The 24,320-nt window shown below is 64.9% G+C and carries 21 protein-coding genes; 12 read left to right on the plus strand and 9 right to left on the minus strand.

All coding sequences use genetic code 11. From position 1 onward, the window contains the following. The first annotated feature begins 3 nt into the window (after window positions 1-3). Window positions 4-2,595: a TonB-dependent receptor gene (locus tag ACT53M_RS01220; RefSeq protein ID WP_476230914.1), complete on the plus strand. Its 2,592-nt coding sequence runs from the start codon at window positions 4-6 to the stop codon at window positions 2,593-2,595. A gap of 78 nt (window positions 2,596-2,673) precedes the next feature. Here the strand turns inward: ACT53M_RS01220 and ACT53M_RS01225 are convergent, their stop codons facing one another. The 4 genes from ACT53M_RS01225 to ACT53M_RS01240 form a co-directional block, all read right to left on the minus strand. Further along, window positions 2,674-3,348 carry a response regulator transcription factor gene (locus tag ACT53M_RS01225; RefSeq protein ID WP_476230915.1) on the minus strand — a complete coding sequence of 225 codons (675 nt, stop codon included), beginning with the start codon at window positions 3,346-3,348 and terminating at the stop codon, window positions 2,674-2,676. A 31-nt stretch (window positions 3,349-3,379) separates the two neighbouring features. Continuing rightward, a complete protein-coding gene (locus tag ACT53M_RS01230; protein ID WP_476230916.1) occupies window positions 3,380-4,666 on the minus strand; it encodes a dicarboxylate/amino acid:cation symporter in 1,287 nt (428 codons plus the stop codon). A 130-nt stretch (window positions 4,667-4,796) separates the two neighbouring features. Further along, a complete protein-coding gene (locus ACT53M_RS01235) occupies window positions 4,797-5,015 on the minus strand; it encodes a hypothetical protein (RefSeq protein WP_476230918.1) in 219 nt (72 codons plus the stop codon). A gap of 159 nt (window positions 5,016-5,174) precedes the next feature. Next, entirely contained in the window at window positions 5,175-6,554 is a 1,380-nt protein-coding gene (locus ACT53M_RS01240) for a M20/M25/M40 family metallo-hydrolase (protein WP_476230920.1), read from the minus strand. A 131-nt stretch (window positions 6,555-6,685) separates the two neighbouring features. Between ACT53M_RS01240 and ettA the strand changes: the two genes are divergently transcribed. After that, a complete protein-coding gene (gene ettA / locus ACT53M_RS01245; protein ID WP_476230921.1) occupies window positions 6,686-8,365 on the plus strand; it encodes an energy-dependent translational throttle protein EttA in 1,680 nt (559 codons plus the stop codon). A gap of 131 nt (window positions 8,366-8,496) precedes the next feature. Here the strand turns inward: ettA and ACT53M_RS01250 are convergent, their stop codons facing one another. From ACT53M_RS01250 to ACT53M_RS01260, 3 genes are all read right to left on the minus strand, one after another. After that, complete coding sequence (locus ACT53M_RS01250; protein WP_476230922.1) at window positions 8,497-8,775, minus strand: acylphosphatase; 279 nt, start codon at window positions 8,773-8,775, stop codon at window positions 8,497-8,499. Window positions 8,776-8,887: 112 nt separating this feature from the next. Further along, complete coding sequence (gene greB, locus ACT53M_RS01255) at window positions 8,888-9,367, minus strand: transcription elongation factor GreB (protein ID WP_476230924.1); 480 nt, start codon at window positions 9,365-9,367, stop codon at window positions 8,888-8,890. A 13-nt stretch (window positions 9,368-9,380) separates the two neighbouring features. After that, window positions 9,381-11,372, minus strand: coding sequence for a lytic transglycosylase domain-containing protein (locus ACT53M_RS01260; RefSeq protein WP_476231563.1), 1,992 nt, complete (start codon window positions 11,370-11,372; stop codon window positions 9,381-9,383). A gap of 69 nt (window positions 11,373-11,441) precedes the next feature. On the opposite strand from ACT53M_RS01260, the gene dapA reads away from it, so the two are divergent. From dapA to ACT53M_RS01290, 6 genes are all read left to right on the plus strand, one after another. Continuing rightward, window positions 11,442-12,323: a 4-hydroxy-tetrahydrodipicolinate synthase gene (dapA, locus tag ACT53M_RS01265; protein WP_476230925.1), complete on the plus strand. Its 882-nt coding sequence runs from the start codon at window positions 11,442-11,444 to the stop codon at window positions 12,321-12,323. A 67-nt stretch (window positions 12,324-12,390) separates the two neighbouring features. Continuing rightward, entirely contained in the window at window positions 12,391-12,873 is a 483-nt protein-coding gene (smpB, locus tag ACT53M_RS01270; RefSeq protein WP_476230927.1) for an SsrA-binding protein SmpB, read from the plus strand. Continuing rightward, entirely contained in the window at window positions 12,866-13,426 is a 561-nt protein-coding gene (locus ACT53M_RS01275) for a DUF2062 domain-containing protein (protein WP_476230928.1), read from the plus strand. The genes smpB and ACT53M_RS01275 overlap by 8 nt, the downstream gene beginning before the upstream one ends. A 53-nt stretch (window positions 13,427-13,479) precedes the next feature. Continuing rightward, window positions 13,480-15,561 carry a M13 family metallopeptidase gene (locus ACT53M_RS01280; RefSeq protein WP_476230930.1) on the plus strand — a complete coding sequence of 694 codons (2,082 nt, stop codon included), beginning with the start codon at window positions 13,480-13,482 and terminating at the stop codon, window positions 15,559-15,561. An 86-nt stretch (window positions 15,562-15,647) separates the two neighbouring features. Continuing rightward, window positions 15,648-18,041, plus strand: coding sequence for a hybrid sensor histidine kinase/response regulator (locus ACT53M_RS01285; RefSeq protein WP_476230931.1), 2,394 nt, complete (start codon window positions 15,648-15,650; stop codon window positions 18,039-18,041). A 39-nt stretch (window positions 18,042-18,080) separates the two neighbouring features. Next, on the plus strand, window positions 18,081-18,434 hold the full coding sequence (locus tag ACT53M_RS01290; RefSeq protein ID WP_476230932.1) for a response regulator: 354 nt from the start codon (window positions 18,081-18,083) through the stop codon (window positions 18,432-18,434). 12 nt (window positions 18,435-18,446) lie between these two features. On the opposite strand, the gene ACT53M_RS01295 is transcribed toward ACT53M_RS01290, so the two are convergent. Further along, window positions 18,447-19,166, minus strand: a complete 720-nt coding sequence (locus ACT53M_RS01295) for an MOSC domain-containing protein (RefSeq protein ID WP_476230934.1) — start codon at window positions 19,164-19,166, stop codon at window positions 18,447-18,449. A 161-nt stretch (window positions 19,167-19,327) separates the two neighbouring features. Here ACT53M_RS01295 and recA point away from each other — a divergent pair, with 161 nt between their 5' ends. The 4 genes from recA to ACT53M_RS01315 all read left to right on the plus strand — a co-directional run bounded on the left by recA (window position 19,328) and on the right by ACT53M_RS01315 (window position 22,900). Next, on the plus strand, window positions 19,328-20,398 hold the full coding sequence (gene recA / locus ACT53M_RS01300; protein ID WP_476227862.1) for a recombinase RecA: 1,071 nt from the start codon (window positions 19,328-19,330) through the stop codon (window positions 20,396-20,398). A 116-nt stretch (window positions 20,399-20,514) separates the two neighbouring features. After that, window positions 20,515-21,582: a hypothetical protein gene (locus ACT53M_RS01305; protein WP_476230935.1), complete on the plus strand. Its 1,068-nt coding sequence runs from the start codon at window positions 20,515-20,517 to the stop codon at window positions 21,580-21,582. A gap of 83 nt (window positions 21,583-21,665) precedes the next feature. After that, window positions 21,666-21,938 (plus strand): hypothetical protein, encoded by a 273-nt coding sequence (locus ACT53M_RS01310; protein ID WP_476230936.1) that lies wholly within the window; start codon window positions 21,666-21,668, stop codon window positions 21,936-21,938. Between the two features lie 335 nt (window positions 21,939-22,273). After that, entirely contained in the window at window positions 22,274-22,900 is a 627-nt protein-coding gene (locus tag ACT53M_RS01315) for a glutathione S-transferase family protein (protein WP_476230938.1), read from the plus strand. Window positions 22,901-22,912: 12 nt separating this feature from the next. Here the strand turns inward: ACT53M_RS01315 and ACT53M_RS01320 are convergent, their stop codons facing one another. After that, window positions 22,913-24,235 (minus strand): dicarboxylate/amino acid:cation symporter, encoded by a 1,323-nt coding sequence (locus ACT53M_RS01320; RefSeq protein WP_476230940.1) that lies wholly within the window; start codon window positions 24,233-24,235, stop codon window positions 22,913-22,915. Window positions 24,236-24,320: the final 85 nt, after the last annotated feature.

Genomic DNA, 24,320 nt, shown 5'->3' on the forward strand with positions numbered 1-24,320 from the left:
GAGATGAAGATTACCTCTTCGCGGCGGCGTTGGCTGCTTGCGAGCGTCGCCATGCTTGCGGCGCCCCAGCTCGCGCATGCACAGCAGGCCCCGCAGACCGCAGCGAATGATCAGGCTGCCACCGAGTCGCTCGGCGAGATCGTCGTCACCGCGACCAAGCGGGAAACCAACCTGCAGCAGACGCCGATCTCGATCAGCGTGCTCAACACGCAGGGTCTGCAGGATCGCCACGTCCTCAGCCTGTTCAATCTGGCCGACGGCACCATCCCGTCGCTGCGCGTCGCGACCTTCGAAGCCCGCCAGTCGGCGCTGACGATCGGTATCCGCGGCATCGTCCCCTACGACCAGAACCAGACCGCGCGTGACGGCGGCGTCGGCGTCTACATCGACGGCGTCGCTCTGGGTAAGACGCAGGGCCTGAACGCCGCGCTGTTCGACATTGAGCGCATCGAAGTGCTGAAGGGCCCGCAGGGCACCCTGTTCGGCCGCAACACCGAAGGCGGCGCCCTGTCGCTCGTTTCGCGCGCGCCGAGCGGCGAATTCGGCGGCCGCATCAACGCGGGCGTGGGCAACTACGGCAGCCACAGTGCCGACGCGCATCTCGACCTGCCGGCGTTCTATAACGTCGCGCTGAAGTTTGACGGCGTGTACCAGCACCAGGATCCGACCGTGAAGGACCCGCTCCAGGGCTCGACCGGCTGGAACTATTATGACCGCAAGGGCGGTCGCGTCGCCGCGCGCTGGAAGCCGGTTGACGGCTTCACCGCCGACTTCGCCTATGACTATGCGAAGGACGAGAACACCCCGCAGTACAGCCAGCTGATCAACTACAACCCCAACAATCTGCCGGTGGGCACGTTCAACAACGGTGTGCTGCAGCTGAACGGCGTCAACTGCGGCGGCACCATTGCCGCGGGCAGCACCAAGCCGGTCTGCATCGCGCCGCGCGGGCCGCTGGTCGGCGTCCACCCCGATCGCCAGACGGTCGCCGATGTCGGCGTGCCGCAGCAGCCGAGCGTCGACATCACCCACGGCTTCTCGTCGAACCTGAAGTACAAGGCGGCCCCGTGGCTCGAACTGCGCTCGATCACCGCTTGGCGCGGTGTCAGCACCGATCAGTGGGATAACTCGGGCGGTCCGGAGCGTAGCTCGTTCGCGCCGTTCGTCCCGAACACGGCGAACCCCACCGCGATCAACACCACCGGCACCTTCAGCCGTTACAGCCTGTCGTACCTGCGCCAGCACCAGTTCAGCCAGGAATTCCAGGCGGTCGGCAGCGTGCCTGAGTTCGACTATGTCGTCGGCGCGTACTATTTCACCGAGCACGCCACCGAATATGCCGCGACGCCGCTGAGCAACCAGTGGAATTCGGACGGCACTGCCTACACGATCCGCAGCCCCATCCCGGGCAACTCCAGCGCGATCACCGGCGCGAACTCGGGCTATCAGCAGTTCGATCCGTCGTGCAACAACACGCTTGCGACGACGGTGCCGCAGTTCGCGAACAGCTGCCAGTTCATCACCCGCGCCAGCCAGGCGGTGGACCACAACTACTCGCTGTTCGGTAACCTGACCTACACACCGGCGGCGCTCGGTGATGTGGTGCACATCACCGTCGGCGGTCGCTGGACCAAGGACAAGCGTCACGGCACGCTCTATGTCGTGAACAACCGCGCTGATCTGGCGGTCCCCGGTACCGTGTCGCCGTTCGGCTTCAGCAACAGCATCAGCCGCTTCGATCCGATGATCAACATCGCGTTCGACGCGAGCCGCGACATCCATCTCTACGCCAAGTATGCGACCGGCTTCCGCGCCGGCGGTGCGAACGACCGTTCGCTCCAGTTCAACGCCTTCGGCCCGGAAGCGGTGAAGTCGTATGAAGTCGGTGCCAAGATGGAATTCTGGGACCGCAAGGCACGCCTGAACCTGGCGGGCTTCATCATGGACCGTTCGAACACCCAGTTCGACTTCGACTATTTCGACACGAACGGCCAGAGCCCGACCAACGGCAGCCACATCGAGCAGACGACCAACGCCGGCCAGAGCAAGATCCGCGGTATCGAAGCGGATCTGACCGTGGCGCCGGTGCAGGGCCTGACGCTCAACGCCTCGTACGCCTACACCTACTGGCGTGCGCCGTCGGCGGTGAACCCGCTGACCCCGGGTGCCCCGGCGCAGCAGCTGTACATCGTCTACACGCCGAAGAACGCGGCGTCGGGCTCGATCGACTATGCGGTGCCGGTCGGCAACGGCGATGCGACCGTTCGCCTGCACCTCGACGGCAACTATTCGAGCAGCCAGTACAGCTTCCAGCTCGAGCCGACCAAGACCGATGCCAACTTCGTGATGAACGGCCGCATCTCGCTCGCCGACATCCGGGTGTCGGATCACAACAAGGTCACCTTCTCGATCTGGGCACGCAACCTGCTCGATACGACCTACATCTATCGTCGCTCGGCAGCGAACTCGTCGCCGGTCCTCAACTATGGTGCCAACGGCCAGCTGGTTTCGACCAGCTACGGCGGCATCCTGGGCGACTATGCCAACTTCAACTCGCCGCGCACCTGGGGCGGCGAAGTCAGCCTGAAGTTCTGATAGGCTCGAACGACAAAAGAATGGGGCCGGCCGCGATCGCAGCCGGCCCCTTTTTGTTTCCGTATTTTTCCCTCGGGGTTAGCCGCGGATCAGATAACCCACGCCACGTACCGTAATGATCGGACTGGGGCCGCCTTCAGGTGCGAGCTTCCGCCGCAGTGCGCGGACCTGCGCTTCGACGATGTTGGTCGCGGGCGGGCGTTCATACCCCCAGATGCGCTGGAGCAGTACCGGGCGCGTCAGCACAGTGTCGCGATTGCGTACCAGTTCGGTGAGCAGCGCCAGTTCGAGTTTGGAGAGATGCAGTGCGCGCTCGCCGCGCCAGGCGCGGTGGCGCGTCGGGCTGACGACGATGTCGCCCGCGCGCAGGCTGTCGCCATCGCCGGCCTGCCATTGCCGGCCCCGCACCAGCGCGCGCAACCGTGCTTCTATTTCCGCCGCCGGCATCGATTTGACCGCATGGTCGTCGGCGCCCGCGTCGAGTGCTTCCACGGCTTCCTGCGAGTTGCTGCAACTGCTGAGCATCAGCACGGGCAGCGTCTTGCCCCCGGCGCGCAGGCGTTCGACCACGCTCAGCCCGTCGAGCCGGGGCAGGGTTCGGTCCAGCAGGACGGCGTCGAACTGCTCGCGGTCGAGCGCCTCCAGCACGGCCCTGCCATCCTCAAAGCGCACTATCTGGTGCCCGAGCCGGGCCAGTGCATCGGCCAGCGTGTCGGCGAAAACCGGATCGTCATCGGCGAGCAGGAAATTCAAGGGTTCGCCTCGTAACATGCCGGTGGGGCGGTCATTCGCCTGTCACCGGCGCATCACCCGCATCGAGCGCCGCCTTCAGCGCGGCCCGGTCGAGCGCGCCTTCCCAACGGGCAACAACCAGCGTGGCGACGGCGTTGCCGATGTAATTGGTGAGGCTGCGGCATTCGCTCATGAAACGGTCGACGCCCAGAATGAGTGCCATGCCGGCGATCGGCACCTTCGGCACGATCGCCAGCGTGGCGGCGAGCGTGATGAACCCCGCACCGGTGACGCCCGCCGCACCCTTCGAGCTCAGCATCGCTACCCCGAGCAGGCCGAGTTGCTCGCCCAGCGTAAGGTGCACGCCGGTCGCCTGGGCAATGAACAGCGCCGCCAGCGTCATATAGATATTGGTGCCGTCGAGATTGAACGAATAGCCGGCGGGTACGACCACGCCGACGATCTCGCGGGCGGCACCGGCACGCTGCATCTTGTCGATCAGCGCGGGCAGGGCTGCTTCCGACGAAGACGTGCCGAGCACCAGCAGCAATTCCGCCCTCAGGTAGCGGAGCAGCTTGAGGATCGAGAAGCCGTTGAGCGCGCAGACCGTGCCCAGCACGACGAGGACGAACAGCGCGGACGTGAGATAGAAGGTGCCGACCAGCGCCCCCAGGCTCAGCAGCGTGTGCAGGCCGTAACGCCCGATGGTGAAGGCCATTGCGCCAAAGGCTCCCACCGGCGCGGCCCACATCACCATCGCGACCAGCCGGAAGATCACGTGCGAAAGCCGCTCGAGCAGGTCGGTTACCGGCCGTGCCGGTTCGCCCACCGCGCCCAACGCGACGCCGAACAGGATCGCCACCAGCAGCACCTGCAGGATCGAGCCGCTGGTGAAGGCGGAGACGAGGGTGGTCGGGATGATCGCCAGCAGGAAGCGGCTGAGCGTCGATTCATGCGCCTTTTCGGCAAAGCCGTGTACGGCAGCCGCGTCCAGCGTACGCGGGTCGACATGCATCGCCGCGCCGGGCTGCAGCACATGGGCGACGATCAGGCCGACGATCAGCGCGAGCGTCGAAAAGACGAGGAAATAGCCGAACGCCTTCGCCGCAACGCGCCCCAGCCGCCCGACGCCGTGCGAACCGGCGATGCCAGTGACGACGGTGAGAAAAATCACCGGCGGGATCACCATCTTCACCAGCGCGATGAACCCGTCCGCCAGCGGCTGCAGCGCCGCGCCTGTGCCGGGCAGCCAATAACCGACCATGGCACCAGCGGCGATGCCAATCAGCACCCAGGTATAGAGCAGGCGCCACCAGGGGCGGCGAAATGCGGAATTCATCAACCGGACCCTTTGTCGGCAAGCACGCGCGGGTTTTTAGCCAGCAGCGGAGAAATACAGAAGGGGCGCCCCCACCGGGAGGCGCCCCCAATAGCATCTGCGTCGCGCCACAGGGCGCGATGCCGGCAGATTACTGTGCGTTGCCGACCGGAGCGGTGGCGTTTGCGTCGGCAGCGTTGCCGATGGCGGCGTCAGCCGCAGCATTGGCGCTGTTGTCGGCGCCTTCCTGATAGATCGAAGCATTCGCTTCGGTCTGGTTGGCGGTGTCGGCAGTGTTGGTCTCGCCGCCGCCGCAAGCCGAAAGCGTGATCAGGCTGGCGACCGCAGCCATACCGAGAAGCTTCTTCATCATGGTGCTCCTTTTTATCTTCGAAACGTTTCGCAGCTGGGCCGAAAGCCGCGTTGCGTGGCGACTGACATAGCGGCAGGCGCGCAAGCGTCAATCACAAACCAGCCATGATTGCCACATTTTGGTCAAAAATGGGGCAGTTCTGACCGTGTTCTTCCATCACTCGCGGCTGGCAGACGTCACGGTACCAATCTCTTCGGGCGCATTCGCGGCGACCGTCAGCATCGCCGCCCAGGCCGCTACATTCTGGCGCAGCTGCGCCGGATCGATCTTGTCGAGCGTGTCGTCGGGCGTGTGGTGATAGTCGAAATAGCGCATGCCCGACTGGGAAAGACCGATCGTGCCTACCTTGCCACGCAGGATCGGCTCCACATCGGTGCCACCGCCGGCGATGCTGCGCCCGCGCGAAATGCCGAGCGGGGCGAGTGCAGTCTCGACGCGGTCGGCGACAGCGTTGGCGCTATCGGGCAGATTGACTTCGAACTTCCAGATGCGGTCGGCGCCGAAATCGGATTCCATCGCGAGCACATGCCGGTCGGCCGCGTGCGCCTTCGCATAGGCTTCGCCGCCAAAGCCGCCCACTTCTTCGGCGCCGAACCACACGACGCGGATCGTGCGGCGCGGCTGACCGGCCTTGGCAGTCTGAAGCGCGGCGGCGGTGGTGATCGCCACGCCGGCGCCGTCGTCGATCGCGCCGGTGCCCAGATCCCAGCTATCGAGATGCCCGCCGACGACGATGATGCCGGCCTTGGGGTCGCTGCCCGGAATGTCGGCAATTACATTGCCCGACTCCGCCTCGCCCATGAATTGCGGGGTCACGGTCAGCCGCAGCTTCACGGGGCCCCGCTTCACGAGCCGTTCGAGCTGCTCGGCATCGGGTACCGATAGCGCGGCGGCGGCGATCGGCGTCACGCCTTTGGGCCAGTTGGTGACGCCGGTGTGCGGGTTGCGGTGATAATCGGTGCCGATCGACCGGATCAGGATCGCCGCAGCACCTTTCGAGGCTGCAAGCGCGGGACCGGACCGTCGCACTGCGCCATAATAGCCATATTGCGAACCGTCCTGCGTCGCGGTCATGCTGTGGCTGACAAAGGCGATCTTGCCCCTCAGGCTACCTGCCGGCGCCGCCTGCAGATCGGCGAGCGTGGGGAAATAGACCACCTCCGCCTCCAAGGGCGTTGCGCCGGTCGAACCCGAATAGCCGAGCGCAGTGATCGTCAGCTTCTGGGCGGAGGAGCCGAGCACTTCGGCAGTTTCCACGCCGCGTACCCAGACCGGCATCCGATAGGTTTCGATATGGACGTTCTGGAACCCCAGCGTGGTCAGTTTCTTCACGCCCCAGGCCCGCGCCCGCGCTTCCGCCTCGGTCGCGGCGAGGCGCTGGCCCACCTCGGTGGTGAGGCCTTCGACAACGTCCCACGCGATCGTATCGTTCAGCGCCGCCTCGCGAACCGCCACCGGATCGGGCGCAGTTTGGGCTAGAGCGGGCAGGGGCAGGGCGAGTGCGGCAGCGGCCGCGAGCGTGAGGCGTTTGGTCATGCGGCGGATGCTAGCCCGCGACGGCCCGATTGCAATGGGGCGCGGCCCGCCTCGTTGCCAACCCGCGCCCGCATCGCTACATGCCGCACGACTTTCCAGCATCCCGAATTTCGCAACGGAGACCCGCCACCGTGGCAGCGCAATACGCCTTCGTCATGAAGGACATGACCAAGACCTTCCCCGGCGCCCCCAAGCCGGTGCTGAACAACATCAACCTGCAATTCTATCAGGGTGCCAAGATCGGCATCGTCGGCCCCAACGGCGCCGGCAAGTCGACGCTGATGAAGATCATGGCCGGCATCGACAAGGATTTCGCCGGCGAGGCATGGCCGGGTGAGAACATCACCGTCGGCTATCTGCCGCAGGAGCCGCAGCTCGATCCGACCAAGAACGTGCTGGAGAACGTCAAGGACGGCGCGCGCGAAGTGGCGGACATGGTCGATCGCTTCAACGCCATTTCGGCCGAGATGGGCGATCCCAAGGACGACACCGATTTCGACGCGCTCATGGAAGAAATGGGCGAGCTGCAGGCCAAGATCGATGCCGTCGACGGCTGGACGCTCGACAACCAGCTCGAAGTCGCAATGGAAGCGCTGCGCTGCCCGCCTTCCGACTGGCCGGTCGAGAACCTGTCGGGCGGTGAAAAGCGCCGCATCGCGCTCACCCGCCTGCTCATCCAGAAGCCGTCGATCCTGCTGCTGGACGAACCGACCAACCACCTGGATGCCGAAAGCGTCCGCTGGCTGGAAAACCACCTGAAGGAATATGCCGGTGCGGTGCTGATGATCACCCACGACCGCTATTTCCTCGATAATGTGGTTGGCTGGATCCTCGAAATCGACCGCGGCAAGTATTTCCCGTACGAGGGCAACTACTCGACCTATCTGGAAAAGAAGGCCAAGCGCCTCGAGCAGGAAGACCGCGAGGCGACCGGCCGCCAGAAGGCGATCAAGGACGAGCTGGAGTGGATCCGGCAGGGCGCCAAAGCCCGCCAGACCAAGTCGAAGGCGCGTATCGCCAAGTTCGAGCAGCTCGTCGCCAGCCAGGAAAACCGCACGCCCGGCAAGGCCCAGATCGTCATCCAGGTGCCCGAGCGTCTGGGCGGCAAGGTGATCGAGGCGAAGAACATCTCCAAGGCGTATGGCGACAAGCTGCTGTTCGAGAACCTGTCGTTCATGCTCCCGCCGGGTGGCATCGTCGGCGTGATCGGGCCGAACGGCGCCGGCAAATCGACGCTGTTCAAGATCATCACCGGCCAGGAAACGCCGGATTCGGGCGAGATCGACATCGGCTCGACCGTGCGCCTGGGCTATGTCGACCAGAGCCGCGATCACCTCGACGACAGCAAGAATGTCTGGGAGGAAATCTCGGACGGGCTCGATTATATGAAGGTCAACGGCCACGATATGTCGACCCGCGCCTATGTCGGCGCGTTCAACTTCAAGGGCCAGGACCAGCAGAAGAATGTCGGCAAGCTCTCCGGTGGTGAGCGTAACCGCGTCAACATCGCCAAGATGCTGAAGCGGGGCGGCAACGTGCTGCTGCTCGACGAACCGACCAACGACCTCGACGTGGAAACGCTGGGCGCGCTGGAAGAGGCGATCGAGAATTTCGCGGGCTGCGCCGTGGTGATCAGCCACGATCGCTTCTTCCTCGATCGTCTCGCCACGCACATCCTCGCTTTCGAAGGCAACAGCCATGTCGAATGGTTCGAGGGCAATTTCGAAGCCTATGAGGAAGACAAGCGCCGCCGCCTGGGCGACGCCGCCGATCGTCCGACCGCGCTGGCCTACAAGAAGCTGACGCGCTGAGCCGGCGACAGGGGGAGGGGCGGGATCACTCGCACCCTTCCCACTGTCTCGGGGCGGCCCGTTTCCCTCTCCCTTTGGGAGAGGGAAAGAGGCGCGAAACGCCGGAAAGGTGAGAGCGACCGCCCGGCCCCTCAGGCCGTAAACCGCTTGGTGAAGCCCTTGTGCGGCCGGTCTTCCGGAATCACCTGTGCCTCGACATGCTCGACGCGGGCGAGCGGGGGGCCTTCGCGGCACGCCTCGACCAGCGCCTGCACCGCCTCTTCCTCTCCCGATGCCACCATCTCTACCCGGCCGTCCTTCAGATTGCGGACCCAGCCGGTCACGCCGCTGCGCTGTGCGGTCCGCACCACCCAATCGCGATAGCCAACCCCCTGCACACGTCCCGAAACCAGAATACGCTGTTGCGTCATACGCCTCTTTCAAACGCGCCGGTTCGCCCGGCGCCAATACCTTAGCAGCCATGCCGGGCAGGGGAGCCGGGTGTCGCCACCGTCCGCCGCAGCTTTGGCAGGCCCCATCGCGTCACGGGTAAATGATGGCAATTACTTCATATTCGCGTTCGCCGGCAGGCAGCATCACCTTGCGCAGATCGCCCACCGCCGCGCCGCGCAGCGCGCGCGCCAGCGGCGCATTCCAGCCGACCCGGCCCTTCCCCGCATCGGCCTCGTCATCGCCAACCAGCGTCAGCGTGCGGTGTTGGTCATCTTCATCGGCAATGGTGACAGTCGCGCCGAAGAAGACGCGGGTGCGATCCTCTTGCCGCGCCGGGTCCACCACCTTGGCTGCCTTCATCCGTTTCGCCAGCCAGCCCAGCCGCCGGTCGATCTCGCGCAGCCGCTTGCGACCATAGATGTAATCGCCATTTTCGGAGCGATCGCCATTCCCCGCCGCCCAGGCGATGGTGTCGACCAGCTTGGGGCGCTCTTCCGCGAACAACTGGTCATATTCCGCCTTTAGCGCGGCATAGCCGGCTGGCGTGATGTAATTGGGCCGATCGTGCATCGGGAGTGCGCTATCAGCCCGGCTGGTTCTTGCCCAGATACCAGCTGAGATTGGCGGGGCCGCGGCTGCGGGCATGTTCCGGGTGCATCAGGTCGTACACCACGGCATTTTCCAGCACGCGCTGAACATAGTTCTTCGTCTCGAAGATCGGAATCTGCTCGACCCAGCGCACCATGTCACCGCCCGGCAGGCGCGGATCGCCATAGGCGCGCAGCCATTTGTTCACATTGCCAGGCCCGGCATTATAGGCTGCGACCGCGAGCGGATAATTGCCGCCGTACAGGTTCAGCATCCGCTGGAAGTAGGTGGAACCGAGCTCGATATTATAATCGGTATTGGCGTTGAGCGCTGAAGGATCATAGCTCATGCCCAGCTTGCTTGCCGTCTCGCGGGCGGTGCCGGGCATCAGCTGCATCAGCCCGCGTGCGCCGGCATGGCTCACCGCGTCGCGGTCGAACTGGCTTTCCTGCCGGGCGATCGCATGGATGATCGTCCAGTAATCGCGCTGGTTCTCCGGCACTGGTACGGAAGGGTAGCCGGCGGCGGTATAGTCGGACAGGCCGTTCTGCAGCGCGCTGCGCCCCACCATCACGCCCAGATCAGGGCGGCCGATCGTTCGGCTCAGTTCGGCGGCGAGGATATGGTCGTCGTCGGTGCGGGCATCCTGCGCGATCTGGCGGATGAACAGCCCCTGGTCGGTGCGGTTGCCCATCGTGCCGAGTATCTGCGCCGCGCGCACCACTTCGCTGCGGTAAAAGGCGTCGCGTGCCGCAGCGCTGGCCTTGCGGGCGCTGAGATCGGGCGGCCCCTGCAGCGGGCGGCCGCTCCGTTCGACGGCGAGTTGGCCGTAATACAGGTCCGGATAGCCGCTGGCGCGGGTGTAATAGCCTTGCGCCAGCTCGCGGTTGCCCGCCATCTCGGCAGCGCGACCCGCCCAGTACAAACCCTTGGACTGAGTCTGCGGCGTCCGCGATCCGCGTGAATAGCGGTCGAACATCGCTATTGCATCGGTGGGGCGCCCCAGATTGTACAGCGCCGTGCTGCCCGCCAGCCACACCAGGCTGGTGTAGTCGTCGCGGATACCCAGCGACAGCTCGCTTATGTTGGTGCCGAGAGGAAACGCATCGTCGACTTGCGAGGCGATGCGATAGGCCAGGTCATATTGGCCGTCGCTTGCGGCACCGCGCGCCGCACCCAGCAAAAGTTCAAACCATTTCTCAGGATCGGCCGGTAAGCCCGTCATTTGCCGTGGCTGGGCGAGATAGGCGCGCATCGCCTGAACCTGCCCGGTCTCGCGAAGCCAGCGGGCGCGATCGGCGATAAAGCCCGGGTCGCTGCGCCCGCGGGCCTCCGCCAGTGCCGCTTTGGCGGCGGCATCGGCGCTGTTGCTGCGCAAGGCGATACGCGCCTCAAACAGCGGCCGGTTTTCCGGCGAAGTATAGGCAAGCTGGCGAACGGCGCTGCTGATCGCGCCCTGCCAGATCAGCTTGTCGGCCCGCGCGTCGTGGTCGGCGGGGCGCAGCGCGCTGCCGAACATCGCGAACAGGCGGCTTTCATCGGCGACGCGGAGAATGCCCGATTGCCATGCGCGGCGCGCCTGATCCTCGGCATCGGCGCGCTGTCCATTGGCGGCCAGCGCTTCGGCATAGCGGATGCGGCCGGCCGGCGTGATCGGTGGGAAGCGCGTGAAGTAGCGGATCGTCAGGTCCGGCGCTGTGGCGCCGCTTTCGAGCACGGTCTCCGCTGCGGCACGCCGGCTTTTCTCGCCTGGCCAGCCCGGATGGGCGAGCAGGAAATTGGCATAGTCGCTGAACGGCCAATTGTCCGATTGCTGCAGCCGCTTCCATTCGGCGAGCGCTGTCGCCACCGGATCATATTGTGCCTGTGCCTGCGGCACCACGCCATGGGCAAGCGCCACCAGCATCGCAGGCGTCACCTGCGAGGATGCTGCCAGTCCCGAAATCCCGGCAAACAACAACGCGCCTTTGATTACCGTACCGACCATGCTGGACATGATACGGAATCGCGCCCTATGCGCCAGCCCGTAATCGACAAAATAAGGATGATTCCGCGGATGTTTTCAGGTTCGATCCCCGCGCTGGTCACTCCGTTCCGGGGCGGCAGCTTCGCGGAGGAGGATTTCCGCGCCCTTGTCGAATGGCAGATCGAGCAGGGCTCGGCTGCGCTCGTGCCCTGCGGCACCACCGGCGAAGCGGCGACGATGCCCAAGGACGAGCATTTCCATGTCGTCCGCGTCTGTGCCGATCAGGCGAAAGGCCGGGTGAAAATCCTGGCCGGTGCCGGCTCGAACGACACGACCGTCGCGATCGCCAATGTCCATGCCGCAAAGGACGCAGGCGCCGACGCCGTGCTGATGGTGCCGCCTTATTACAACCGCCCCAGCCAGGAAGGCATTTTCCGGCATTTTGAAGCGGTGGCGAACGCGACGGACCTGCCGATCGTGCTCTATAACGTGCCGGGCCGGACGGTGACGGACATCCTTCCGGCAACCATGGCGCGGATCGTTGAGGCCTTTCCGGACCGTTTTGTCGGTGTGAAGGACGCAACCGGCAATCTTTCGCGCGTGTCGGAACAGCGGGCCGGCTGCGGCGCGGGCTTCGTCCAGCTTTCGGGCAATGATGAGACCGCGCTCGCCTTCAACGCGATGGGCGGAGTGGGCTGTATCTCCGTCACGGCCAATGTCGCGCCGCGGCTCTGTGCCGATTTTCAGGCAGCCTGGGCGGCAGGCGACACCGCAAAGGCATTGGAACTGCACGACCTGCTCTATCCGCTCCACATTGCGATGTTCACCGACGCCTCGCCGGGGCCGGTGAAATATGCGCTGGGCCGTGTGCGGCCGGGCTTTCCGCAGGAGCTCCGTCTGCCGATGACGCCGGCAGGCGAGGTAAGCCGCAAGGCCGTCGACGCCGCGCTGGAATTTGCCGGCCTGATCTGACCCGATTGCCCGGGCGCCAACAAACGTCTGGCGCTCGGGCCTTGCTGTCCCTACATCGCACGGCCTTATGGCCCGTCCGCGTCCCACAACTTTCGACAAGGTGAAGACCGTCGCCGAGAACCGGCGCGCGCGTTTCGACTATTTCATCGAACAGACTTATGAAGCCGGCCTGGTGTTGAGCGGTACCGAAGTGAAGTCGCTGCGCTTCGGCGAAGGCTCGATTGCCGAGGCCTATGCCGAGATCAAGAACGAGGCGGTGTGGCTCATCAATGCCAACATCCCCGAATTCAGCCACGGCAACCGCTTCAACCATGAGCCGAAGCGCCCGCGCAAATTGCTGTTGCACGAACGCGAGATCAACAAGCTTCATGGCGCCGTTGCCCGCGAGGGCATGACGCTGGTGCCGCTCTCCATCTATTTCAACGGCAAGGGCCGTGCGAAGGTGGAGCTGGCGCTGGCCAAGGGCAAGAAGACGCATGACAAGCGCGAGACGATCAAAGAACGGGACTGGAAGCGCGAGCAATCGCGCCTCCTGCGCGACCGTGGCTGAGGCGCCGCGCCCGGGGCGCCTGCAGCGGCTGGCCGACAAGGCAGTGCCCAGCCGCGAATCGATCGAAGGCAATCGCTGGCTGCGTCCGGTTGCCGGCCGGGTGATGCATTCCTCGCTCTGGCGCTTCACCCGCCGCTCGGTGCCGCGCGGCGTCGCGCTGGGGATGGTGACGGGTATCCTGATCCCGATGGGGCAAATCCCCGCCTCGGCATTGCTGGCGCTGCCGCTCCGCGCGAATATTCCGGCTGCCGCGGCGACGACCTTCCTCACCAATCCCTTCACCACGCCGCCGCTGTGGGTTGCGGCCTATTGGCTTGGCAGCTGGATGCTGGGGCCGGCGGTGGTGGCGGAAGCGAGTGCAGCGCCCGGCTGGCTCGACTGGTTGCTGCGCGAGGCGGGACCCGCGACGCTTACCGGGCTGCTGACGATCAGCCTGGCACTGGCGACCCTCGGCTATTTCGGCAGCGCATTGCTGTGGCGGCTGTGGATCGCCCGCAAGCGCCGGCGGCGGCTGCGCGATCGGATGAGCGGTGCGGCCATCGGCGCAGATTGACGGGCCGTATTAAGCGGTTAAGACGCGACATATTCTTTCACGAGAGGTTGTCGATGCGCCCGCTTCTGCTTGCCACCACCATCTTTGCCGCGCCTGCCTTGCTCACTGCGTGCGCCACCGCGCATCAGGATGCCCGGGGCCAGACCACAGCCGCCGAACCCTCTCCTGTGCCGCTGCCGGCACCGTCACCCAAGCCCAAGCCGCAATATGGCGATTTCGGCTTCGACACGGCCGGCATGGACGCTTCGATCCGTCCCGGCGACGATTTCTACGGCTATGCCAACGGCACCTGGGCCAAGAACACGCCGATCCCGGCCGACAAGTCCAATTATGGCGCGTTCAACGTGATCGACGATCTGTCGAAGCAGCGCACGCACGACATCCTCGAAGCCGCCAAGGCTGATCCCGCCTCGAAGATCGGCACGGCCTACGCGACCTATCTCGACACTGCGGCTATCGATGCCAAGGGCCTCGCGCCGATCCAGCCCTGGTTCGGTACGATCAAGGCTGTGAGGGCCAAGGCGGGGCTCCCCGCGCTCTATGCCCAGGCGGCACGCAACGGCGTCGCCGGGCCGTTCGGCGCCTATGTCGGCCAGGACGACAAGGAGCCCGAAACCTATGCGTTGTCGCTGGGCCAGGGCGGCATCGGCCTGCCGGATCGCGACTATTATCTGCTGAAGGACGCGAAGTTCGCCGAGACGCGCGCAGCCTATGAAAAGCACCTCGCCGCAATGCTGACGCTGGCCGGTGAAGCCAATGCCGCCGCGCGGGCCAAGGCGATCCTCGCCTTCGAGACCAAGGTCGCCGAAGTCCAGTGGACCCGCGAGCGCAGCCGCGACGTCAACAACACCTATAACAAGATGACCGTCGCCGCGCTGACCAAGCTGGCCCCGGGCTTTGACTTCAAGACCTATTTCACGGGCATCGGTGCGCCGGTCGATACCGTCATCGTCGCGCAGCCCAGCGCGATTGCCGGCATCGCCAAGCTGCTCCAGACCACGCCGCTCGACGTGCTGAAGGACCAGTTGCTCGTTCGCTCGCTCAGCGCCTATTCGGACGTGCTGCCCAGCGCGATCGACAAGGAGGATTTCGCCTTTGAAGGCACCGTCCTGTCCGGCACGCCGGAACAGGAAGCGCGCTGGAAGCGGGCCGTAAACTTCACCACCGCTGCGCTGTCCGACGAAGTCAGCAAGGTCTATGTCGCCAAATATTTCCCGCCGGAAACCAAGGCGGCGGCCGACCGGCTGGTCAAGAACGTCATCGCTGCGATGGACGCGCGCATCGATCAGCTCGACTGGATGTCGCCCGAAACCAAGGTGAAGGCGCATGCGAAGCTCGCCGCCTTCACCCCCAAGATCGGCTATCCCGATCGCTGGCGCGACTATTCGGACCTGCAGGTCGTCGCCGGTGATGCGTTCGGCAATGCGCAGCGCGCCAATCAGTGGCAGCACGCCTATAATATCGGCCATCTCGGCAAGCCGCTGCAGCGCTGGGAATGGGGGATGACCCCGATGGAAGTGAACGCCTATGCCAATTTCGGCATGGTCGAGATCGTCTTCCCGGCTGCGATTCTCCAGCCGCCCTTCTTCGATCCCAATGCCGATCCGGCGGTCAACTATGGGGGCATCGGCGCGGTGATCGGTCATGAGCTGAGCCATCACTTCGACGACCAGGGTGCCAAGTACAACAAGGAAGGTCGCCTGACCGATTGGTGGACTCCGGCCGACGTCGCGGCGTTCAAGGCGCGCACCGATGCGCTGGTCGCGCAATATGACGCTTATGAGCCGCTGCCCGGCATGCATGTGAAGGGCCGCAACACGCTGGGCGAGAATGTTGCCGACCTCGCCGGCCTCACCGTCGCCTATGACGCCTACAAGAAGTCGCTGGACGGCAAGGAAGCGCCGGTGATCGACGGCACCACCGGCGACCAGCGCTTCTATCTCGGCTGGGCGCAGGTATGGCGCCGCAACTATCGCGAGGCCAATCTGCGGCAGCGGCTGCTCACCGATCCGCACTCGCCGTCGCAGCAGCGGGCATGGGTCGTGCGCAATCTCGATCCCTGGTACGGTGCCTATCAGCCCGCCCCCGGCGACAAGCTGTATCTCAGCCCGGACAAGCGCGTCCGCATCTGGTGATGTGCGCCTGTATCCCCGCGCGCGATCTGCGGGCGGGGACGCACTCGGCGCTTGACCCGCGTCGGGCGACCGAACATCGATAGCCCATGGCAACCCTGCCCGAAGACGTCGACCTGCCGCGCCCGTCGGTGCTGCTGCCGCTGCTCGCGGCGGCGGCGGCCGGCGTGCTGGCGGCCGGCGTCGTGCTGCTCACCATCGGCGAGCGCGCCGTCGCGGCGGGGTTCGTTGCCGCGACTGTCGTTGCGACGGGGCTGATGCTCGCGGCGACGCGGCTGTTCCGCGCGCCGCCTTCGCCGCCGCTGGTGACCGACTGGATGATCGCGCATGCCCTTGCTGCGGCCAGCGACGATGCACTGGCGGTTACCGATCGCGCCGGCCAGCTCGTCTGTGCCAATCCCCGCTACGAGGCACTGTTCGGCGGGTGGCCGACGCCACCCGGGCTGCCAGTGGGAGAGGCGGGCGAGACTGCACTCGGCGCCTGCGCCCGTGCCGCCTGGCGCGATGGCGAGGCGCAATGCGGCGAGATCCATGCGTTCGGGGCGCCGCTGACCGTGCGGATCACGCGCATTGGTGATGATTCGCTGGTATGGCGATTCATCGGCGTGCAAGCGCTCGATCTGGCGGTGCAGGTCCAGGCGCTGATCGGCGGCCAGGTGGGCGACCGGCTCGCCGGCGCCGGTGTGATGGCGGTGCTCATCTCGCCCGAAGGCCGCATCCGTTCGGCCAATCGCGTGTTCAGACTGCGTGCGATGGGTAGCGCAGAAGCCCCTGTAGAAGGACGGGATTTCGCTCGATTCCTGACCACCGATTCGGCCGGCCAGGTACGTTTCGAGCGAGAGGGCGGGAACGGTACGCCGCTGCGCGTGCTGCAGATCCCGTTTCTGGAGGACGAGGACGCGCCGCTGCTCGTCGCGCTGCTCGACGAGGAAGTCAGCGCCCCGCCTGCACCGGCGATCGGCGGCAGCGCCTCTGCGCATGTGCGTTCGCTGATCGCGCTGCTTCCCTCCGGCCTCGCGCTGGTCGATCGCGATGGCCGCTTCAGCAGCATGAACGACGCCTTTGTGCGTGCTGCCCGCGTCAATCCCGCCGCGCCACCGCTCTATCCTGGCGATCTGGTGGTGCGCGAGGACAAGGCCACGCTGGCCGATGCCGTACGCCGTTTCGCCGCAGGGGCGCCGCAGTCGCTCGAAATCACCGTCCGTCTCAACGACGCGCCCGAAGAGCCGATCGCCATTACCATTGCAGGCGCGCGCGGGCTGGGCGACGCGGCGGTGCTGCTCAGCGTGCGCGATACGGGCGAGGAAGGAAAGCTGAAGCGCCAGGTGGCGCAGGCTACCAAGATGCAGGCGGTCGGCCAGCTTGCCGGCGGCGTCGCGCATGACTTCAACAACATCCTCACCGCGATCATCGGTCATTGCGACCTGATGCTGATGCGCCATTCGCCTGGCGACAGCGATTATGACGACATCCAGCAAATCCGCGCCAATTCTAACCGCGCCGCCAGCCTGACGCGCCAGCTGCTAGCCTTTTCGCGCCAGCAGACGTTGCGCCCGCAGGTGCTGCAACTGCCGGACGTGATTTCGGAAGTATCCAACCTCCTCAAGCGCCTGCTCGGCGAAACGGTGCTGCTCGACGTCAAGCACGGCCGCAATCTGGGGCCGGTGCGCGCCGATCCGGGCCAGCTCGAACAGGTGGTGGTCAATCTTGCCGTCAACGCCCGCGACGCGATGCTGTCAAAGAACCCGAGCGGCGGCGGCACGCTGACGATCGAGACGATGGCGGTGCCCGCTGCGGAAGTGCGCCGGATGGACGAGGATGTGCTGCCGGTCGGCGACTATACCGCGTTGCGCATTTCCGACACCGGCACCGGCATTCCCGCCGACATCCTCACCAAGATCTGGGAACCGTTCTTCACCACCAAGGAAGTCGGCAAGGGCACCGGCCTCGGCCTTTCGACCGTCTATGGCATCATCAAACAGTCGGGCGGCTATATCTTTGCGGAGAACGGGCCGGAAGGCGGCGCCCAGTTCACCATCTATCTGCCGGTCCATGCTGCGGCCGAAGCGGCGGTGGCCAAGCTACCTGTTGTCAAGGAAAAGCCTGCCGATCTTTGGGGCACCGGTACCATCCTGGTGGTGGAAGACGAGGACATGGTCCGCGCCATTGCCGACCGGGCGCTCAGTCGCCAGGGCTATACGGTGATCACGGCCGCCAATGGCGAAATCGCACTGGAGACGATCGAGACGATCGAAAAGCCGGATCTGCTGGTTTCGGACGTGGTGATGCCGGTGATGGATGGTCCCAGCATGGCGCGGAAGATCCGCGCGCGCTGGCCTGACCTGCCGATATTGTTCATGTCGGGCTATGCGGAAGAGCAGCTTCGCAAGTCGATCGATCTCGATAATGTCGCTTTTCTGCCAAAACCCTTTTCGGTCCAGCAACTTGCTGAAGCGGTACGGGATATTCTTGCCGCCAAATAAGCGCTTGGCGCCTGGCGCTTTTCCTGCAAAGGGCAAGATATGCAGGGGCCTCGCCAAATTCTCATCGTCGAAGACGAACCATTGATCGCGATGATGCTCGAGGATTTCCTCGACGCGCTGGACCGCGTTGCCGCCGGTATCTGCGACAATGTCGCCGATGCGCTGGCTCGGATCGGCGAGGGGGGGATCGACGCGGCGATCCTCGACGTCAATCTTCGCGGCGGCGAGCAAAGCTGGGCGATTGCGGACTTGCTGGCGGAACGTGGCATTCCGTTCGTGCTGGCCACGGGCGGTGCGGATGACAGCATCGTCGAACGCCATCGCGACCGGCCGGTGCTGGCCAAGCCCTTCACGCTCGACCGCGTCGATCAGATCCTCGCCACGCTCGGCTGATCCGGCGGCTGGTCAGGCCGGCAGCACGCGCACCGGGTCGCCCAATCGTATGAGGCCAGGGCGGGCGGGACCGGCATAGAGGCCATAGCGATTGGCGAACCGCTGGGCGAGCGTGCGCAGGATCGTCGGGTCCTTGGCGCCGGTATCCGGATCGATCGTCACAAAAACGCAGCGGTCAATCGGGTCGGCGCATTGCACCACCGCACCGTCCTCGCCGGTACCGAAGGCGAGCCGCATTCCCTGCCACATCTCGGGCGCGAGTTCGCTTTCGATCGTTACATTGATGCGGAAGCGGCGGGGATCAATGGCGCTGCCATGCGCCGCCTCCAGCGCGCGGTGGCCGGCATGGGTCTGGAACGAGATCGGCATCGAATCATAAATGCCGCGCGCGACCTGGATCAGCGTGGCGGGCTCGCCGGCGGCCTCTTCCAGCCGGGCAAGCAACTGCGGATCGTGTAACGAACAGGCGCCGCCGTCGGGCGTGTCGACCAGCACGGCGCTGCGCTTGGGGCTGCCGGGATCGACGAATCGGGCGCGGTGCAGCGCCATTGCCGGCACCTGCCGCGCGGTCAGCCACGGAAAGCGCGTTCCGTTGGCGGCGCGGACAAAGGCATATTGGCGATCGCCCTCAATGCCCTGCCAGTCCATCTCGGCCACTGTCAGCGCTTCGCCCGCCATCGATTTGGCGGGAAAGCGCGCCAGGGCGGAGACGTGGCCGACGATGCTGGTCATCGGCGCCGGGCTAGCGGGCGGGCAGGGGGATCGCAACCGTTATGAATGTGCTCCGCCGAAATTGGATAGTTCCCCTCTTGTTCTCGTGGAACAAATCCGATACACGCTTTTCCAACACGGTTGAATGCGTGGCACAAACCCTCTAGCGACGGGGCCTTCCAATGGCAGCATCCCTTAAGGTGATCGACGGCAATATGGCCATTTCCACGGACAAGCAGAAGGCGCTCGACGCCGCCCTCGCACAGATCGACCGCGCTTTCGGCAAGGGCTCGGCAATGAAGCTCGGCTCGAAGGAGACGATGCAGGTCGAGGCGATCTCTACCGGCTCGCTCGGGCTGGACATTGCGCTGGGCGTCGGCGGTCTGCCGCGCGGCCGCGTGATCGAAGTCTATGGGCCGGAAAGCTCGGGCAAGACTACGCTTGCGCTCCATGTCATTGCCGAGGCGCAGAAGAATGGCGGCGTCGCTGCGTTCGTCGACGCCGAACATGCGCTCGATCCGGTCTATGCGAAGAAGCTCGGCGTCAATATCGACGAACTGATCGTGTCGCAGCCGGATACCGGCGAACAGGCGCTGGAAATCACTGACACGCTGGTCCGCTCGAACGCGATCGACGTGCTGGTGGTCGACTCGGTCGCTGCGCTGGTGCCGCGTGCCGAAATCGAAGGCGAAATGGGCGACAGCCATGTCGGCCTGCAGGCGCGGCTGATGTCGCAGAGCCTGCGCAAGCTGACCGGTTCGATCAGCCGCTCGCGCTGCATGGTGATCTTCATCAACCAGCTGCGCATGAAGATCGGCGTGATGTACGGCAATCCGGAAACGACGACCGGTGGCAATGCGCTGAAATTCTACGCCTCGGTCCGCCTCGACATCCGTCGCACCGGCCAGATCAAGGACCGTGAGGAGATCATCGGCAACACCACCCGCGTCAAGGTGGTGAAGAACAAGGTCGCTCCGCCGTTCAAGCAGGTCGAATTCGACATCATGTATGGCGAGGGCATTTCGAAGATCGGCGAAATCCTCGATCTGGGCGTCAAGGCCGGACTGGTCGAGAAATCGGGCGCCTGGTTCAGCTATGACAGCATCCGCATCGGCCAGGGTCGCGAGAATTCGAAGAATTTCCTGCGCGACAATCCCGAGGTCTGCGCCCGCCTCGAAGCCGCGATCCGCGGCCGCACCGAGCAGGTCGCCGAAGGGCTGATGGCAGGGCCGGAACCCGAGGACGACATCTGATCGGTCGGAAGCCGCTATGACAGTTGGGCCCGGAGCGTATGTTCCGGGCCTTTATTTTATCCGCCGGGTGCCGAATGTAGTTTGACTTCGCTGCCAGCGCCTTTCATTTTGCAGTTATGCGCAGGACTGCCTTTCTTCCGCTGCTGTTCGCCACTTTTATGGTGCTCGGCTGGTCGGCACCCGTCGCTGCGGCACCTCAATGCGCGGCGGGGGCGGCTGTACGCACGACGATCGACGCGGTACGCGACGATTTCGACCGGTGGCGTGGTCGCTGTGTAACGCTTTCCGGCGTTCTGAAGGGCAGGCGACTTTACACCGATCGCATGGCGCTGCTCGAGCCATGGGGCAGCTATGGCAAACAGGTCCACCATTCGCTGCCTCTATATCGCGGGCTAGAGCCACGCTATTCCCGCCCAGTGCGGGTCGAAGTGACCGGTACTCTCAGCAGTTGCGCGTTGGAAAATGAGGCGGTGGCGGCGATTCAGGCTGAACGGCACGATGCAATTGTGATGGTGGCCGGCTATTGCCATACCTCACTCGAGGTGTACGTCTCGCCAGTACGGATCAGGACCTTGTCGCGCGCGCCGATCGCGCGGCTTACCGAGGCTGAGGTACCTACCGACCGGCGTTTGCTCGTGGATGCGACCCCGTATCTTGCGAGCCGCGGGAAGCAGGTCGAGGCCGCCCGCACAATGCTGCGTGCGCTCGTTGGCGGTGATGCGGACGAATATTTTCGCTTGGCCAAACCGGAACAGGCGGCCTGGCGTGCGGAATTGCAAGGACAGCCTTACTCGTCCGCGCTGCGCGAGCAGATCCGGCAGGCGCGGCGGGATTTCGAAACGTTCGCGGCTATGATTGGCCGCAAGCCCGGCCTTCGATCGATACCGGAAAACGCACACATCTTCGTCCGCCGCGAATATCTTGGTGATGATCCGACCGACAGCAGCTACCTGCCGCTGATCCACTGCTGGTGTACCGTGTCGGATTGCGCCGGACGATGGCCAGTCGTACCGATGGACGCTGATAACGATCCGCAGCGGCCCTATTTCTGCGTTCAGAGCGGCAGCTATCTGCTTGGTCCCGGTCGCGGCGAAGTCATGTCGGTAACGGTGCCGCATGTGCCCGGCGGCTTTGCCGAACCCCGCCGCCGCGATGGCGCGATAGTCTCGTCGTCCGGAACATGATGCCGGGCGAACCTCCTTCGGACGAGGTACTTGCCTGCACGGTCGCCAGCCCTTGGCGGGAGCGGCTTGCGGCGGCGCGTGCCATGCTCCGGTGCATCGAACCAGCGCTGGTAGAGCAGACTGAGGGGCAGGACGGCCTGCGCTTTTGCTATATGGCGCCGAGTGGAGCTGCTTTCCGCCTTGTCGTCGATCCGCCCAACCTGTTCCTTCACTTCAACGACGGCGCGACCTTGTCCGATCCCGCCGGCTTGCTGCGGGGGGAAGGCAGGCGAGGGCGCTATCTCTGCCTGCGCGACGCTGGAATGATCGACGATCCGGTCGTGCAGGCACTGATCGCCGCGACTTTGGGACAATAGCTACCGATTGACGGGTTGGAGACCATGTGGTCTTGGATCGGCGAGGATGATCCCCATATGTTCTTCCTGTGGAACTTCGGTTCCGCCGCTTCTTGAACCGTCCGAAATCCACCTGCATTCCTGCGCGCCGGGGAGCGAAGTGTCATGACTGCGGCGTGCGGCAAATCAGGCGCGAAAGCGCGCAAAGGCCTAAACTTCGTAAACTTCACAACCACGCAAACCCGTAAACTTCCTAAACTTCAGGTCACGTGTGGCCATTGCTGCGGCACCTGCGACTTGCGCGTTCGCCTCGCTTCGCTCACCTGATAGGCGATGCAGCAATTCGGGAGAACCCCATGACGATCACCGTCCACCACCTCGAAAATTCCCGCTCGCAGCGGATACTCTGGCTGCTCGAGGAACTTGGTCTGCCCTATGAGGTGAAGCGTTACGAGCGGAACAAGGCGACGATGCTTGCGCCGCCCGAACTCAAGCGTGTTCATCCACTCGGCAAGTCGCCGGTGATCGAGGATGGTGGCACCGTCGTCGCCGAAACCGGCGCGATCATCGAATATCTGGTCGACAAGGCCGATGGCCGGCTTGGCGCACCGGCGCACCGGGACGACGCGCTGCGTTATCGTCATTTCCTCCATTACGCGGAAGGGTCGCTGATGCCGCCTTTGCTCGTCATGCTGGTGCTCGGCCGGGTGCCGGTGTTCGGCAAGCTGGGGCTGAAGAAGTTTCGCCCGATGGCTGAGGTGCATTTCGACTATGTCGAGGGCGAGCTTGCCGCCCGGCCTTGGTTCGCCGGAGACAACTTCACCGCAGCCGATGTGATGATGAGCTTTCCGCTGGAAGCGGCGGTGGCGCGTGCGGGCGCGCTGGAAGGGCGCCCCCACATTGCCGCCTTTCTCGAGACGATCCACGCCCGCCCGGCCTATCAGAAGGCGCTCCGGGCGGGCGGGCCTTATGCCTATGCGTGAGACGCGCCGGGCTCAGTGCCCGGCATAGTCGCCGAAGCTGCGGGCGTCGCTCGGTCCTCCGGCGGGGATCGGCGTCACCGCCGGCTCGGCTTCGTCGGGTGCATCGAGCGTGCCTTCCCAACGCGCCACGACTGCGCTGGCGACGGCATTGCCGATCACATTGGTCGCGGTGCGGCCCATGTCGAGGAAATGGTCGACCGCCAGGATCAGCAGCACGCCGGCTTCGGGGATGTTGAAATGCGAAAGCGTGCCGGTGATGACGACAAGGCTGGCGCGCGGCACGCCGGCGATACCCTTGCTGGTGATCATCAGGATCAGCAGCATCTGGATCATCGTCCCCCAGTCGAGATGGATGCCGTATGCCTGGGCGATGAAGATCGACGCGAACGTCATGTACATCATCGACCCGTCGAGGTTGAACGAATAGCCGAGCGGGAGGACAAAGCTGGCGATGCGCGGCGGCACCCCGAACCGGTCGAGCGCGTCGAGCGTGCGCGGATAGGCTGCCTCGGACGAAGCGGTCGAGAAGCCGAGCAGGATCGGGTCGCGCAGATAGCGGATGAGCTGGGCCGTGCGTGGGCCGACGACCAGGAAGCAGGCGCCGAGCAGCACCGTCCACAGTACGGCCAGGCCCAGGTAGAAGCTGCCCATGAAATAGGCGAGGTCGCCGACGACGCCCAGGCCCTTGGTAGCGAGCGTCCGCGCGACCGCGCAGAACACCGCCACCGGCGCGAACAGCATCACATAGCCGGTGACGGTCAGCATCACCGAAACCAGCGCTTCCAGTCCGTGCAGCAGCGGCTTCGCCTTCTCGCCCACCGCGGCCATGCCGACGCCGAAGAACAGCGAGAAGATCACCAGCTGGAGGATGTCATTGCTCGCCATCGCGTCGATGGCACTGGTCGGGACGATATGGGTGAAGAACTTGGCGGCATCGAAGGCGGTGCGGTCGACGCCGCTCGAGGCGTTGGCCGGCGGCAGCGGAAGGTGCAGCCCCGTGCCGGGATGCAGCAGATTGACGAGAATCAGGCCCAGCGTCAGCGAGATCAGGCTGGCGCAGACGAACCAGAAGAACGCCTTGAAACCCACCCGGCCGATGGCGCCGCTACCGCCCATATGGGCGATGCCGACCACCAGCGTCGAGATCACCAGCGGCGCGATGATCATCTTGATCAGGTGGAGGAACATCTGGGTCGGGATATCGAGCCCATAGGCGATGCGCTCGAGCAGCGCCTTGCCCTCCGGCGTGCCGCCATAGCCAAGGTTCAGGCCCCAGCCGATCAGCCCGCCCGCAAGCAGCGCCGCCAGAATGAACCAGGTAAGTCGTTTACCCACAAATGCTCCCCCGAAGAATCGTCGCGCGACGGAACGGGATTGTCGGCGTCGGGTCAAGCCCGGCGGTTCTGTTGCGGCGAGGCCG

The organism is Sphingomonas sp. DMC6, from assembly GCF_056314225.1.

Excerpts from the sequence above, each read along its gene's own strand:
- ACT53M_RS01220 (WP_476230914.1), top strand. The coding sequence starts at position 4 with ATGAAGATTACCTCTTCGCGGCGGCGTTGGCTGCTTGCGAGCGTCGCC.
- ACT53M_RS01230 (WP_476230916.1), bottom strand. The coding sequence starts at position 4,666 with ATGAATTCCGCATTTCGCCGCCCCTGGTGGCGCCTGCTCTATACCTGG.
- ACT53M_RS01235 (WP_476230918.1), bottom strand. The coding sequence starts at position 5,015 with ATGAAGAAGCTTCTCGGTATGGCTGCGGTCGCCAGCCTGATCACGCTT.
- ACT53M_RS01240 (WP_476230920.1), bottom strand. The coding sequence starts at position 6,554 with ATGACCAAACGCCTCACGCTCGCGGCCGCTGCCGCACTCGCCCTGCCC.
- ACT53M_RS01250 (WP_476230922.1), bottom strand. The coding sequence starts at position 8,775 with ATGACGCAACAGCGTATTCTGGTTTCGGGACGTGTGCAGGGGGTTGGC.
- greB (WP_476230924.1), bottom strand. The coding sequence starts at position 9,367 with ATGCACGATCGGCCCAATTACATCACGCCAGCCGGCTATGCCGCGCTA.
- ACT53M_RS01260 (WP_476231563.1), bottom strand. The coding sequence starts at position 11,372 with ATGGTCGGTACGGTAATCAAAGGCGCGTTGTTGTTTGCCGGGATTTCG.
- dapA (WP_476230925.1), top strand. The coding sequence starts at position 11,442 with ATGTTTTCAGGTTCGATCCCCGCGCTGGTCACTCCGTTCCGGGGCGGC.
- smpB (WP_476230927.1), top strand. The coding sequence starts at position 12,391 with ATGGCCCGTCCGCGTCCCACAACTTTCGACAAGGTGAAGACCGTCGCC.
- ACT53M_RS01280 (WP_476230930.1), top strand. The coding sequence starts at position 13,480 with ATGCGCCCGCTTCTGCTTGCCACCACCATCTTTGCCGCGCCTGCCTTG.
- ACT53M_RS01285 (WP_476230931.1), top strand. The coding sequence starts at position 15,648 with ATGGCAACCCTGCCCGAAGACGTCGACCTGCCGCGCCCGTCGGTGCTG.
- ACT53M_RS01290 (WP_476230932.1), top strand. The coding sequence starts at position 18,081 with ATGCAGGGGCCTCGCCAAATTCTCATCGTCGAAGACGAACCATTGATC.
- ACT53M_RS01295 (WP_476230934.1), bottom strand. The coding sequence starts at position 19,166 with ATGACCAGCATCGTCGGCCACGTCTCCGCCCTGGCGCGCTTTCCCGCC.
- recA (WP_476227862.1), top strand. The coding sequence starts at position 19,328 with ATGGCAGCATCCCTTAAGGTGATCGACGGCAATATGGCCATTTCCACG.
- ACT53M_RS01305 (WP_476230935.1), top strand. The coding sequence starts at position 20,515 with ATGCGCAGGACTGCCTTTCTTCCGCTGCTGTTCGCCACTTTTATGGTG.
- ACT53M_RS01310 (WP_476230936.1), top strand. The coding sequence starts at position 21,666 with ATGCTCCGGTGCATCGAACCAGCGCTGGTAGAGCAGACTGAGGGGCAG.
- ACT53M_RS01315 (WP_476230938.1), top strand. The coding sequence starts at position 22,274 with ATGACGATCACCGTCCACCACCTCGAAAATTCCCGCTCGCAGCGGATA.